Here is a 12,996-nt window from a genome sequence, read left to right on the forward strand (position 1 = left end):
AGGCCGCAGAAGGAATCGAGGTGGTGTCTGCAACCGGCCGCCGCGTGGGAGGGAGAGGCGGCGCGGGCGCCGCACATGTGCTGCGATGCGCTGCGGCCCCGCCCGAAAACGTCCCGGCCTACTCTCCGGCGGGATCTTCTGAATCGTACAGACATTCCCCGGGAGAGCCACGAGATCGCGCCAACTTGGCTGCCGGGCGTGGTTGTTGGACGTCTCGCGGCCCGGGTGTCCGGGCAGACCGCCCGTGGACGGTTCCCGCCCGGACTGTGTCTGTGATCACTTGCAAAATGCCTCGACCGCAGGTCGAATCAAGGAGTTATGGTGCCATGGGCCACGGGGGCACACGAGGGGACAGGGCCATCCCCACCACGGGCGTCGCCGTCTTCCGGCACTCGTTCCCCCTGCGTGCTCCACCGGCTTCCGCCCCTCCCGGGGAGGCGGATCCGAGCATGTGACAACCGTCAAAGTGCCAGAGGGAGTCAGGAAACAGGTGCATCAGAGCGAAGGGCGGGTGGGTGAGGCGTCGGCCCCGATACACCATGGCGAAGTGCTCCAGGGCTTGTTTCCCGACCGAGGCACACTGCGCCGCGGCCTCGTGACCCTTCCCTGCCCGCTCCATTCCGTGCATGCACGGTTCACCTCGAACACCCGGGCCGATGTCGCCGTTTTCCCCGCCTGGCGGAACAAGGCGCGTACGGCCGCCCGGCTGACCCTGGCCGCCTACGGCTTACCCGTCGGCGGCGACCTGCGCATATCGAGCGACGTACCGCTCGGGCGCGGGTTCGGATCCTCCACGAGTGACGTACTGGCAGCGATCGGCGCCGTCCAGGACAGGTATGCGCTGCGCCTGTCCTCCGAGGCGAAGGCCCGGCTGGCAGTGCGCGCCGAGATCGCGTCCGACTCACTGATGTTCGACTCGACGGCCGTGCTCTTCGCCCATCGGGACGGCGATGTCATCGAGGACTTCGGCCATCCCCTTCCGGCGTTGCAGGTCCTGGGCTTCGGGTCGAGGCCGAGTCAGGGGGGCCGCGGAGTCGAGACCCTGTCCCTGCCTCCCGCCCGCTACACCGATGACGAGGTGCTGCGGTTCGCCGAACTGCGCGCCATGCTCCGCGAGGCCGTACTCGCCAAGGACGTGGAGCAGCTCGGGCGCGTGGCCACCGCCAGCACCGTGCTCAACCAGCGCCACCTCCCCATCCCACAGCTCGACCGGATCCTCGAGATCGCCGAGGAAGCACGGGCGTTGGGCCTCCAGATCTCGCACAGCGGGGACGTCGCGGGATTGCTCTTCGACCGCGACGACCCCGCACTCGACGTCCGCTCCACACATGCCGAGGCGTTGCTGCGTGACATCGGCATCGTCGAGTCATGGAAGTTCACCACAAACGGATGAATGGGATCATGTCAACCCATCAGTCAAGCGCTTACCCCTCGGTGATCGAGGCGGTGGAACTGCCGAAGATCATCCATGTCGGCGGCAACCTCTACGCCGCCGCGTTCACTTTGATGAAGCTCCTGCCGGCCCGCTACATCATCGACAGGGCCATGGCCGCCGGAGACCTGGCGCCGGGCACGCCGGTCATCGAGACGTCCTCCGGCACGTTCGCCCTGGGCCTCGCCCTGGTCTGCCGGCAGCGGGGGTTCCCGCTCACCATCGTCGGTGACCGGTCCATCGACGACGACCTGCGCAACCGCCTGGAGATGCTCGGCGCCGAGGTCGAACTCGTCGAGGACCGCGGGCAGCCCGGCGGCATCCAGGGGGCGCGGCTGACGAGGGTGGAGGAGCTGCGCCGGGCGAGACCCGGCAGCTTCGTCCCGCAGCAGTACACCAATCCTGACAACCCTGCCGCCTACGCCCCGGTGGGCCAACTGGTGTCCCGGACTCTGGGAGCGGTCGACTGCGTGGTCGGACCCGTCGGTTCGGGAGGTTCCACGTGCGGCATCGCCTCGACCCTGCGCTCGGACACGCCCGGGCTGCGCCTGATCGGCGTCGACACGCACGGCTCCGTCATCTTCAAGGCGCCGGAGGGGCCACGGCTGCTCAGGGGCCTGGGCAGCAGCATCGTTCCGGGGAACGTCGTGCACGCGGCGTACGACGAAGTCCATTGGGTGGTGCCCGGCGATGTCTTCCACGCCACCCGCGAACTCTACCGACGCCACGGCCTGTTCATGGGTCCGACCAGTGGCGCCGCCTTTCTGGTCGCCTCGTGGTGGGCGAAGCGGAATCCGGACGACAAGGTGCTGATGGTGCTCCCGGACGAGGGGTACCGCTACCAGTCGACCGTCTACAACGACGTCTGGCTGCGCGAACAGGGTGTCCGGTCCGCGCCGGCCGCTGCGGGGCCGCGGCTCGTGGAGCGGCCCGGCGAGGACGGCGGGAGCTGGTCCAGGCTTCTGTGGAACCGCCGTACGTACGACGACGTGGGCTCCTTCACCGACCTGGAGACGCAGGGGAGCATCGCATGACTCGGCCGATGCTCCTGCTCGTCGAGAGCAACACGACAGGAACGGGACGGCAGTTCGCCCAGCGGGCCAGGAGCCGGGGGATCCGGCCCGTCCTGCTGTGCGCGGACCCCGGGCGCTACCCGTACGTGGCCGAGGACGACGTGCGCACTCTCGTCGTCGACACCGCGGACGAACACGCTGTCCTCGCCGCCGCCCGGCGTCTGCAGGAGGACGGGGCGATAGCGGGGGTCACCTCCAGCTCGGAGTACTACGTGGCCACGGCCGCCGCCACCGCGCGCGCCCTCGGCCTGCCCGGCCCCGACGCCGACGCGGTGCGCGACTGCCGCGACAAGGCACGGCAGCGGCGCCTCCTGAGCGATGGAGGCGTGGCCGTCCCCGAACACGAGCGGGTCCGCGGCGCCGACGAGGCGCGCGCCGCCGCCGAGCGGATCGGGTATCCCGTCGTGCTGAAGCCGGTGCAGGGTTCCGGAAGCCTCGGGGTGCGACTGTGTGCGGATGGCGACGAGGTCGCGGCCCACGCCGCCGTCCTGACGGCCGCGGCGGTGAACGAGCGGGGTGTCCCGGTGCCGCGGGACGTCCTCGTCGAGGAGTACTTGCGCGGCGACGAGTACTCGGTGGAGGTGTTCGGACACACGGCGGTGGTCGTCGTCGCGAAGCATCTGGGCCCGTTGCCGGACTTCGTCGAGCTCGGCCACGACGTTCCCGCCGCGCTACCGGCGGCCGACGCGGCCGGTCTGCGGGAGCAGGCCGTGCGCGCGGTGAAGGCACTCGGACTCGGCTGGGGCGCCGCGCACGTCGAGCTGCGCATGGAGGACGGCGACGTCCGCGTCGTCGAGGTCAATCCCCGGCTGGCCGGCGGCATGATCCCGGAGCTGGTGCGGCACGTCCTCGGCGTCGACCTGGTGGACGGCCAGGTCTGTGCGGCCGTCGGTGCCGACCCAGCCGTCACACCGCAGTCAGCCTCAAGGACGGCGGCCATCCGCTTCCTCACCGCGGACCGCCAGGGATTTCTCGGCGACCGCATCCGGACCGAGCGCGCGCTGGCCGCGGCCCGTGGCGTGCCGCACACGGAGACGGCCGTGCTCTACCGGGCCCCCGACGCGCCCGTGGAACCTGCCCGCGACTTCCGGGGCAGGCTCGGACACGTCATCGCCACGGCCGGCGAAACGGCGCTCGCCCGAGGAGCCGCCGAGGGCGCGCTGCGCGAACTGGCAGGCGCACTACGACCGACGACCGGGGAGCCGCCCGCATGAGCACCCAGCACACCACCGGTACGGCAGCTGCCGCGGCGGGCTCCGGCGTGGACACCGGGAGACTGAGCACCGGACTGAACGACGAGGCCCATGCGATCGTCTACGACCAGTACCTGCCCGCCGACCGCACGGCCGACGGGCTCCACGAGGAGCTCCGCCTCATCAGCGAGGTCGACCGCGCCCATCTGGTGATGCTCGCCGAGCGCGGCATCGTGGCCCCCGCCCACGCGGCCGCGCTGCTCCAAGCGATCGACGACCTGCGCCGCACGGACTTCGCGACGGTACGGGCCAGACCCATGCCGCGGGGCGTCTACCTCGCGTACGAGGGCACCCTGACGGAGCAGCTCGGCGAGGAGATCGGCGGGGTGATGCACACCGGCCGGTCCCGCAACGACCTCAACGCGACGACGGCCCGGCTGCGCGGGCGGCAGCACTTCCTGCGCCTGGTGGAGGCGACAGAGGCGCTCGCCCGCGCCCTCCTGGAGCAGGCCGAGGAGCACCGGTCCGTCGTCATGCCCGCATACACCCACGGGCAGCCCGCGGTCCCCATCACGTACGGCCACTACCTGGTCGGAGTGGGCTGTTCCGTGCTCCGTGCGCTGGCGGACCTGCAGCACGCCGGGCGGGAACTCGATGTCAATCCGCTGGGTGCCGGGGCCGTCGGCGGTACGTCCGTGGCCATCGACCCGGAGCGTACGACCGAGCTGCTCGGGTTCACGGCGCCGGCTCCCAACTCGGTGGATGCGGTGGCCTCCCGGGACTTCGCGCTCAGGCTGCTGGGAGCCTCCAGTGGCCTGGGCGTCTCCGTCGCGCGCGTGGCACGGGACTTCGCGGCCTGGACGTCCGAGGAGGCCGGCCTCATACATCTCGCCGACGACCTCGTGGGCTCCAGCTCGATGATGCCGCAGAAGCGCAACCCGTTCCTCCTGGAGCACATCCAGGGGCGGGCGACGGCGAGCCTCGGCGCGTTCACGGCTGCCGCCTCCTCGATGGCCACGGCTACGTACACCAACGCCATCGCGGTGGGCACCGAGGCGCTGCGGCACACGTGGCCCGGTTTGGGGAACACGACGGACGCGGTGACGCTGCTGCGCCTCGTCGTACGGGGCGCGACGCCGAATGCGGAGCGCATGCTGCAGCGGGCCGTCGATGGCTTCACTCCGGCCACGTACCTGGCTGAGCGGCTGGTCGCCGAAGGGATGCCGTTCCGCAGCGCGCACCATTTGGTCGGCAAGACGGTGCTGCACGCCCTCGACACGTCGCGATCCCTCGCGGAGGCCGCCCGCGACGTTCCGGAGATCGCCCGCCTGGCGCCGCAGACTGTGGGCGGGGCGGACGACTGGCTGGAACCGACGGCTGTCGCGCAGGCTTCCGCGTACGGTGGTGGACCTGGCGGTGACACCATGGTGCGCGCGCTGGCCGAGCTCCGGTCCGAGCTCAAGGCAGCTCAGGTCGAGGGTGCCGAACGCAGGAACCGGTGGGCGGCCGGAGCGGCCATGCTCGATCAAGCAGTGGAAAGGTTGCTGTCGCCGCTCCCGGGCGCGTCTGTACAGCCGTGATGTGCCGCGGCCGGTGAACCGCGCACCAGGGCATGGGAAGGAGATGGCCCCACCGCGGCCTTCCGCCCCGCGAACTCGGAGTCTGAGAACCATATTTCGCGATCGGCACAGCGCATAGCGCATAGCGCATACAGCACCGCTATCGCGTTGGCGGGCACCAGGGGGCCCTGGACGGCACCCCCTCCGACGGCGTCCCACCGCTACGCGATCGCCCGTACCGCGGCCCCGGTGAGAGTGGTCGCGGTCCGTACGGCGCTGGTGATGGCCTCGTCGGGGTCGAGCCCGCACAGATCGGTGAGGGTGAAGAGCGCCTCGGCGCTCACGACCACCGCGAGGTCCCGCTTGAGTTGGGTGAACGCGTCCGGGTCCGCCGCTCCGAGCGTGTCCTCCAGGGGGACGAGCGCGTGGTCGATGAGTCCGAAGCGAATGCCCGGTCGCGTGGTCACCGTCTCGGGCCGGGTGATGGTGGCGGCGATCATCGCGCGTACCGAGCCCTGCCGGGCGAGGATGCCGCGGAGGAGGAACTCGCAGGCGAAGGCGACGCGTTCGACGGGGTCGGCGGAGTCCGCGACGGGCGCGAGCGCCTCGGCGGGGGGCGGCCAGACGCCGGCCAGAGCCTCGCTGATCAGCGACGGCAGGTCGGGGAAGTACCGATAGGCGGTGGCCTCGGAGACCAGAGCCGCGCGGGCGATCGCGGGCATGGTCACCTCGGCGCCCGTGCCGGTGAGATCCCTGGCGGCCGCCAGGATCGCCGTCCGCGTGCGCTGTTTCTGGTTGGTGCGGCCGGTGCCCGCCTGCGCCGTCATCGTGGAACTCCTCCTGTTGACTCACCCGCATTTTAGCAGTCACCACTCGTCGTGAGAGTTGACTTGCATTATGCCACCCGGCTTCTCTAATCTCATGAGAGTCAACTCTCACGAAGGAGAAGCGATGAGCACGGTTTCCGTGGTCGGGCCGGACGACGGCGAGACGATCCAGCTGGGCCCCACACAGATGCGCATCCTCGAGGACGGCAGCACCACCGGGCACCGCCTCGGCATCGGAGAGATCACCATCGCCCCGCACACCCAGGGCCCGCCGCAGCACCGTCACGCCCAGCACGACGAGGGCTTCTACGTCATCTCCGGCACCGTGCACTTCACCATCGGGGAGACGACCCACGTGGCCCCGGCCGGGACGCTCGCCATGATCCCGCCCGGCGCCCCGCACACCTTCGCCAACCTCGGTGACACACCCGCCGTGATGCTCAACACCTTCACGCCCGACCTGTACGTGCAGTACTTCCGCGACCTGCGGAACATGATCGCGGGCGGCCGGGAACTGACCCCGGAGTCGACCGTCGCGGTCATGAGCCGCTACGCCACCGTCCCCGCGACCGACTTCGCGTGACGGCAACCCCCTTCTCTCTCGACGCAGCCCACTTGAGGAGCACCGAATGACCCGCAGCACCCACACCCTCACGCTCGGCCAGGGCACCCTCGACGTCACCGTCGACCTCTTCGGGCAGGAGGGACGCCCCTTCCTGCTGCTGCACGGCGGCGGCGGCCCGCAGACCGTCACCCCGTTCGCCGGCATGCTGGCCGAGCAGCGTCCGGCCAGGGTGTTCACCCCCGTCCACCCCGGCTTCGACGGCACTGCCCGCCCCGAGTGGCTGACCGACGTCACGACCCTGGCCCAGGTCTACGCCCACCTGCTCGACGCACTCGACCTGCGGGACGTCGCCGTCGTCGGCAACTCGATCGGCGGCTGGATCGCCGCCGAACTCGCGGCCCTGGGCAGCCCTCGGATCAGCAGCGTCACCCTCGTCAACGCCGTCGGCATCGCCGTCCCCGGCCACCCGATAGCCGACACCTTCTCCCTGACGCCCGTCGAGCTGTCCCGCCTCTCCTTCCACGACCCCTCGAAGTTCCGCTTCGACCCCAGCGCACTGACCGAGGCGCAGCGCGCGGTCATGGCCGCCAACCGTGCCACCTTGCAGGTCTATTCGGGCCCGCACGCCATGGCCGACCCCACCCTGCCCGACCGCCTCGCCAAGGTCACCCACCCGACCCTGGTCGCATGGGGCGCGAGCGACCAGGTCGTGGACGCCGACTACGGACGCGCGTACGCGCGGGCCATCCCCGACGCGGAGTTCCGTCTGCTGGAAGGCACCGGGCACATGCCCCAGACCGAGACGCCCGAGCGGTTCCTCCCGGTGCTCTGGGACTTCGCCGAGGCCCACACCACCGACCGGCCGCGGCACTGACTCCGGAAAGGGCGGCCGACGTGTCTCAACCCGACCGCAGCAGACCCTCGTTGGTCCTGGCCGTCTGCTGCCTGAGCGTGCTGCTGGTCAGCCTCGACACCACCATCCTCAACGTCGCCCTGCCCTCGGTCCAGGACGACCTGCACAGCTCCGTGTCGGGCCTGCAGTGGACCCTCGACGCGTACACCATCGTGCTGGCCTCGCTGCTCATCCTGGCCGGCTCCACGGCCGACCGCGTCGGGAGACGGCGTGTCTTCCTTCTCGGACTCGTGTTGTTCACCGGCGGATCGGCGCTGTGCAGCCTGGCACCATCGCTGGACTGGCTGATCCTCTTCCGCATGGCGCAGGCGGTGGGTGGCTGCATGCTCACCCCGGTCGCCATGGCCATCATCGCCAACGCCTTCCCCGGGCCGCGGGAGCGGGCAAGGGCCATCGGCGTGTGGGGCGGGGTGGTGGGCATCAGCATGGCGGCCGGGCCGATCCTCGGCGGCGTACTGGTGCAGACGGCCGGGTGGCGGTCGGTGTTCTGGCTGAACGTGCCGATCGGGCTGGCCGCACTCCTGCTCGCCGCCCTGTTCGTCCCGGAATCACGCGCGCCACGGCCCCGCAGGGTGGACCCGGTGGGCCAACTGCTGGTGATCACCGCGCTCGGCACACTGACGTACGCCATCATCGAGGCACCGGGCCGGGGCTGGACCTCCCCCGCCATCGTGGCCTGCCTGATCACCGCGGCCGGCGCGCTTGCCGCCTTCATCCCCTACGAGAAGAGGCGCGACGAACCGCTGGTCGACCCGCGCCTCTTCCGCAGCGCGCCCTTCAGCGGGGCGACGGTGATGGCGGTGTGCGCCTTCACCGCGCTCGGCGGCTTCCTCTTCGCCAACACCCTCTACCTGCAACAGGTGTTGGGGCTCAGCGCCCTGAGCACCGGGGTGCACCTGCTGCCGATGGCGGTGCTGTCCCTGGTGTGCCCGCCACTGGCCGGGCGGATCGTGGGCAGCCGCGGCCCGCGCATCCCGCTGCTGCTCGCCGGGGCCGGCATCACCGTCGGCGGCCTGCTGGCTCTCCCCGCCACCCGATCCGCCGACCGCTCGGACATCCTGCTCTACGCGGCGTACGCACTGTTCGGACTGGGCTTCGGCTTCGTCAACGCGCCCATCACCCACACAGCGGTCTCGGGCCTGCCACGCGCCCAGGCCGGGGTGGCCGCCGCAATCGCCGCGACCAGCCGCCAGGTCGGCGCCGCGCTCGGCATCGCGGTGACCGGCGCCGCGATCGCCGCCGGGGCACGCCCGGCCGCCTGGTGGATCATCGCCGGCTGCGGTCTGGCCATCCTCGCCCTGGGCATCCTGACCACCGGCCCCTGGGCAGCCCGCACGGCCGAAGGAAACGATCCGTCCGAACGCGTCCGGGTTCCGCGCGATCTCCTGGATGCCCGTTGATGCCCGCTGCACGAACCATCACGGTCAGCGACGTTCCCGCCGCGGCCTCGGCGAAGAGGAGGCAGCCGGCCCCCGAAGAGTATGGATCGTCAAAGTCCTCTCGGTGCAAGTGAGTTGACGGCATATGACCCCGATGCCCTCCGCTATGCTCGGCCCCGAACGAAATAACGAACGAACGACGACCGATCGAACGACAGCCGGGGCGGGCGCCCAGTCCACCGGGAAGGAAACGTGAGAGAGCGCGTGATATCCGGAGATGGCGATCACCAGGCGGCGACGCGTTCGGAACACGGCTCAGGGCGGCTGATCGCCGGTCGGTATCTGCTTCACGACGTTCTGGGCAGAGGCGGGATGGGCACGGTCTGGCGCGCCCACGACCAGTTGCTGGACCGCCCGGTCGCGGCCAAGGAACTGCACATCCTCAGCCAGGGCGACGAGGAACAGCGCGTACGGGTGCGCCGCGCGGTCCGTGAGGCGCGCGCGGTCGCCCGGGTGTCGCATCCCCATGTGGTGGGTGTTCATGACCTGGCCGAGTCCGAGGACCGGCTGTGGATCGTCATGGAACTCGTCGAGGGGCCCTCGCTGGCCCACCGGATCGCCGAGAGCGGACCGCTCACGCCGCAGCACACCGCCGCTCTGGGTGTGCAACTGCTCGACGCGCTGGAGGCCGTGCACGCGGACGGCACCCTGCACCGTGATGTCAAGCCCGCCAACGTCCTGCTGCGCCGCGACGGCAGCGCCGTCCTCACCGACTTCGGTATCGCGGCCCTGGACGACGGCGAGTTCCTGACGACCACCGGTGAACTGATCGGCTCCCTCGAGTACATGGCACCCGAGCGCGTGATGGGGTCGCCGGTCGGCCCGGCCTCCGACCTGTGGTCCCTGGGCGCGACCCTCGCCACGGTCTGCGGCGGGCAGTCCCCGTTCCGCAGGCCGGCCCGGCCCGCGACGCTGCACGCGGTGGCGTACGAGGAAGCCGTCCTGTCGGAGCGGCTCGGCCCGCTGCGCCCGGTCGTCGAGGCGCTGCTGCGCAAGTCCCCCGACGAGCGCCCTTCGGCGGCCACCGCGCGTTCCGCGCTACGGCGCGTCGCGGCGGGGGATGCGGACGCCGGGCCACTGCCGGCACCGACCGTGCGCGAGTTCCGGCCTTCAGTCGCATTGACCGACGCGGACACCGTGACCAGCGGCCAGGGGCGACTCGTCCCGGCCGGGGAGCCCGTACCGACGGCCCTGCACACCACGTCGCTCAAGCCCCCGTCCCGCCCGAGGGGACCGAAGCGGCTGTGGTGGGTACTGGCCGGTACGGCGGTGCTGGTGGCGGGCGTCGGCGGCGGTCTTCTCCTCACCGGGGTGCTGCCGTTCAAGGAGGACCCGAAGACGACGGCCACCAGTCAGGTCGTCCGTTCGACGAACGGCTGGCAGCCGGTGACCGGAGTGTCCGTCCAGCGGGGGGACCCGGTCACCGTGCGGTACGTCTCCGGAGAATGGACGGTCGACCACCGGAACATACCGGTGACCGGGCCGACCGGTTACGACGCGGCCACGGACCAGTCGCTGGACGGGGCGAAGAGCTGCAAGATCAAACCCGCGGCCCCGTTCGGCACCCTGCTGGCACGTCTCTCCGACAAGCGGGACGCCCCCGTCCACACCGTCGGGCGGAAACTGGCTTTCCGGGCAGCTCAGAACGGCCCCCTGCAACTGGGGATCAACGACGCCGCCGGGTCCTGCTCCGAGGACAACAGGGGCACGCTGACCGTAGAGGTGAGCGTCACCCACCAACCCTGACGGGCGGCCGCCGCGCACCGAGCGCACGTGGGCTCCTCCCTCGCCATGCCACCTGGTCCTCCCCCCGCCGTCATGCAACCTGTCTGCAACCAAGCCAGGAGTTGACTGGGCCGGACCGACCGACCCTCGCGCGAAGCGGTGGCATCCGTTTCCGCGCATCAAGGCAGGGACACGCCATGGACCAGCAGGAGACGACGGACGCCGCCCCGCGCGTGGAGCTGACACCCTCGGCCGCCGAGTTGCTGCGGCGGCTGCGGGCGGTCCACGGACCGTTGATGTTCCACCAGTCCGGCGGCTGCTGCGACGGCAGTGCGCCCATGTGCTACCCGGAGGGCGAGTTCCGCACCGGCGGCTCCGACGTGCTGCTCGCCGAGCTGGACGTCGAGGGGCTCGACGAGCCGGTGACGTTCTGGATGTCGAAGAGCCAGTACGAGCTGTGGAGCCACACGCGGCTGATTGTCGACGTCGTGGCGGGCCGCGGCAGCGGTTTCTCTCTGGAAGCACCCGAAGGAGTGCGTTTTCTCATCCGTTCCCGCGTCGTAGACGCCTAGGCCCTGCGGAGGTCGTCGCGGTCTGCTGCAATCCCCCTGAGTCCTATGACAGTTGACGAGACCTCAGGGGGCACCGTGACACCTCGTGACGGACGACTCAGAACAGCACTGACGGTTCTCACGGCATGGAGCGCGCTGGCCGGTGCGGCCCTGGTGGGGGCGGCCCCGGCCAGCGGCGTGGAAGGCGTCCACACCCAAAACGGCACGGCCGCGGACGCGAAGGCCCTCGCCGGCAAGGCCGTCGCCCCCGGCATCACGTACAAGGAGTTCGACGTCCCGGCCGCCCGGGGCGTGGCGCGCGCACACGTACTGAGCGTCGATCTGAGCAATCGTCATGTGCGCGTCGATCTCCTCCACTCCGCGGCCGTGGCCTCCCGGGCGGCCGTCTCCCGGCTGGCCGAGGCGCAGGGCGCCGTCGCCGGCGTCAACGGTGACTTCTTCGACATCTCCGAGGACCAGCATCCGGGAGTCGAGGCCACGGGCGCGACCGTGGGTCCGGCGATCGCGAACGGCCGCACCCTGAAGGCGGCGGTCCCGGACGGTCAGCGCTTCGGCCCCGCCCTGCCGCCCGGCACGACCACGAAGGACGTGCTCGGCGTGGGCCTGGACGGCCGGGCCCGGCTGGACAGTCTGGCCCTCGACGGTTCCGTGCACAGCTCCCGGGGGCGGTGGGCGCTCGGGGGGCTCAACCAGTACGCGCTGCCGCAGGGTTCCATCGGCGCGTTCACCTCGGCCTGGGGCGGAGTCTCCCGGAAGCGGGCCGTCTGCGGCACCGACATCGACCGCGCCGCGCCCTGCAGCGCGGACACCTACGAGGTGACGGTCCGCCGCGGCCACGTCGTGTCGGCGGTCACCACACCCGGCAGCGGTCCCATCGCGTCCGGCACCACCGTGCTGGTGGGGCGAGAGGCGGGCGCGCAGCAGTTGCGCGAGCTGGCGAAGGGGCAGACGGTCCGCATTCAGCACGCGCTCGTCGCGGCCGGCACCCGGATGCGGTACCGCTTCGCGATCGGCGGCTATCCGGTCCTCACTCACGGGCAGCCGCTGCCCGGTCTGAACAACACCACCTCGGCCGTACGGACCGCCGTGGGCATCGCGAACAGGGGGCGGCGCCTGCTTCTGCTCGCCCTCGACGGCGCGGCCGCCTACCGCGGCGGACTGACCGTCGCCGAAGTGGCGCACACCATGCGGACGTTGGGCTCCGTCGACGCCTTCAGTCTGGACGGCGGCGGCTCCACGACCATGGTCGCGCGGATGCCGGGAGCGGGCGCGGTGAGCGTCCTCAACCACCCCTCCGGCGGCGCCGAACGCCCGGTCCCCAACGGCATCGGCGTGTTCTCACACAGCTGACGCCGGGCTGACACGCACCTGGACCCGCACGTCAGGGGCGCAGGCTGCTCACGATGTCCGCCGTCGCGGTGAGCCCGTTCTGAATGGTCGGCGCCATGCTGGTGGTCGACAGATAGAAGCCGAGCAGTACGCAAACCACCGCGTGCGAGGGTTTCAGCGCGCCGTTGCGCAGGAAGACCACCGCGAGGATCAGGAGCAGTACCACCACAGAGATGGAAATGGCCATCGTCAACCTCCTCCGCCACGTCGACACCGCGGCTTTCGGCCGCAAGTGTCGCGTAGCGGAGGGTTCGTCCGGGCGGCTGACGTGTCCTCCGAACGTGTGATGTCTACGCCCACTCGCACACC

12 protein-coding genes are annotated in these 12,996 nt (G+C 71.0%); 10 read left to right on the forward strand and 2 right to left on the reverse strand.

All coding sequences use genetic code 11. The features are described from left to right. Positions 1–622: 622 nt before the first annotated feature. Genes ACIQTP_RS28150 through argH form a run of 4 tightly spaced genes read left to right on the forward strand, consistent with a single transcriptional unit; the run spans position 623 to position 5,278 of the window. Positions 623–1,393: a kinase gene (locus tag ACIQTP_RS28150; protein ID WP_403404691.1), complete on the forward strand. Its 771-nt coding sequence runs from the start codon at positions 623–625 to the stop codon at positions 1,391–1,393. 8 nt (positions 1,394–1,401) lie between these two features. Continuing rightward, on the forward strand, positions 1,402–2,466 hold the full coding sequence (locus ACIQTP_RS28155) for a PLP-dependent cysteine synthase family protein (RefSeq protein WP_403404693.1): 1,065 nt from the start codon (positions 1,402–1,404) through the stop codon (positions 2,464–2,466). Further along, positions 2,463–3,719, forward strand: a complete 1,257-nt coding sequence (locus ACIQTP_RS28160; protein WP_403404696.1) for an ATP-grasp domain-containing protein — start codon at positions 2,463–2,465, stop codon at positions 3,717–3,719. The genes ACIQTP_RS28155 and ACIQTP_RS28160 overlap by 4 nt, the downstream gene beginning before the upstream one ends. Next, entirely contained in the window at positions 3,716–5,278 is a 1,563-nt protein-coding gene (gene argH, locus ACIQTP_RS28165; protein ID WP_403404699.1) for an argininosuccinate lyase, read from the forward strand. The genes ACIQTP_RS28160 and argH overlap by 4 nt, the downstream gene beginning before the upstream one ends. Before the next feature lie 200 nt (positions 5,279–5,478). Here argH and ACIQTP_RS28170 read toward each other — a convergent pair whose 3' ends face one another. Then, positions 5,479–6,084 (reverse strand): TetR/AcrR family transcriptional regulator, encoded by a 606-nt coding sequence (locus ACIQTP_RS28170; RefSeq protein ID WP_403404702.1) that lies wholly within the window; start codon positions 6,082–6,084, stop codon positions 5,479–5,481. Positions 6,085–6,208: 124 nt separating this feature from the next. Here ACIQTP_RS28170 and ACIQTP_RS28175 point away from each other — a divergent pair, with 124 nt between their 5' ends. The 6 genes from ACIQTP_RS28175 (at position 6,209) to ACIQTP_RS28200 (ending at position 12,648) form a co-directional block, all read left to right on the forward strand. Then, entirely contained in the window at positions 6,209–6,667 is a 459-nt protein-coding gene (locus ACIQTP_RS28175; protein ID WP_403404705.1) for a cupin domain-containing protein, read from the forward strand. Positions 6,668–6,713: 46 nt separating this feature from the next. Beyond that, a complete protein-coding gene (locus ACIQTP_RS28180) occupies positions 6,714–7,523 on the forward strand; it encodes an alpha/beta fold hydrolase (RefSeq protein WP_403404707.1) in 810 nt (269 codons plus the stop codon). A 20-nt stretch (positions 7,524–7,543) separates the two neighbouring features. After that, positions 7,544–8,962, forward strand: a complete 1,419-nt coding sequence (locus tag ACIQTP_RS28185; protein ID WP_403404710.1) for a DHA2 family efflux MFS transporter permease subunit — start codon at positions 7,544–7,546, stop codon at positions 8,960–8,962. A gap of 243 nt (positions 8,963–9,205) precedes the next feature. Then, positions 9,206–10,747: a serine/threonine-protein kinase gene (locus ACIQTP_RS28190; protein WP_403405158.1), complete on the forward strand. Its 1,542-nt coding sequence runs from the start codon at positions 9,206–9,208 to the stop codon at positions 10,745–10,747. A gap of 176 nt (positions 10,748–10,923) precedes the next feature. After that, positions 10,924–11,298 (forward strand): DUF779 domain-containing protein, encoded by a 375-nt coding sequence (locus ACIQTP_RS28195; protein WP_054228938.1) that lies wholly within the window; start codon positions 10,924–10,926, stop codon positions 11,296–11,298. Positions 11,299–11,373: 75 nt separating this feature from the next. After that, the gene (locus ACIQTP_RS28200; protein ID WP_403404714.1) at positions 11,374–12,648 is read left to right on the forward strand and encodes a phosphodiester glycosidase family protein; all 1,275 of its coding nucleotides are present in this window, start codon (positions 11,374–11,376) and stop codon (positions 12,646–12,648) included. A gap of 31 nt (positions 12,649–12,679) precedes the next feature. On the opposite strand, the gene ACIQTP_RS28205 is transcribed toward ACIQTP_RS28200, so the two are convergent. Then, positions 12,680–12,874, reverse strand: a complete 195-nt coding sequence (locus ACIQTP_RS28205) for a hypothetical protein (protein WP_054228939.1) — start codon at positions 12,872–12,874, stop codon at positions 12,680–12,682. Positions 12,875–12,996 lie beyond the last annotated feature (122 nt).

The sequence above is a fragment of the Streptomyces sp. NPDC090798 genome (assembly GCF_044768965.1).
GTDB lineage: Bacteria > Actinomycetota > Actinomycetes > Streptomycetales > Streptomycetaceae > Streptomyces.

Bases quoted from the DNA above. Each gene is read 5' to 3' on its own strand.
- ACIQTP_RS28155 (WP_403404693.1), top strand. From the start codon at position 1,402: ATGTCAACCCATCAGTCAAGCGCTTACCCCTCGGTGATCGAGGCGGTG.
- ACIQTP_RS28160 (WP_403404696.1), top strand. From the start codon at position 2,463: ATGACTCGGCCGATGCTCCTGCTCGTCGAGAGCAACACGACAGGAACG.
- argH (WP_403404699.1), top strand. From the start codon at position 3,716: ATGAGCACCCAGCACACCACCGGTACGGCAGCTGCCGCGGCGGGCTCC.
- ACIQTP_RS28170 (WP_403404702.1), bottom strand. From the start codon at position 6,084: ATGACGGCGCAGGCGGGCACCGGCCGCACCAACCAGAAACAGCGCACG.
- ACIQTP_RS28175 (WP_403404705.1), top strand. From the start codon at position 6,209: ATGAGCACGGTTTCCGTGGTCGGGCCGGACGACGGCGAGACGATCCAG.
- ACIQTP_RS28180 (WP_403404707.1), top strand. From the start codon at position 6,714: ATGACCCGCAGCACCCACACCCTCACGCTCGGCCAGGGCACCCTCGAC.
- ACIQTP_RS28195 (WP_054228938.1), top strand. From the start codon at position 10,924: ATGGACCAGCAGGAGACGACGGACGCCGCCCCGCGCGTGGAGCTGACA.
- ACIQTP_RS28205 (WP_054228939.1), bottom strand. From the start codon at position 12,874: ATGGCCATTTCCATCTCTGTGGTGGTACTGCTCCTGATCCTCGCGGTG.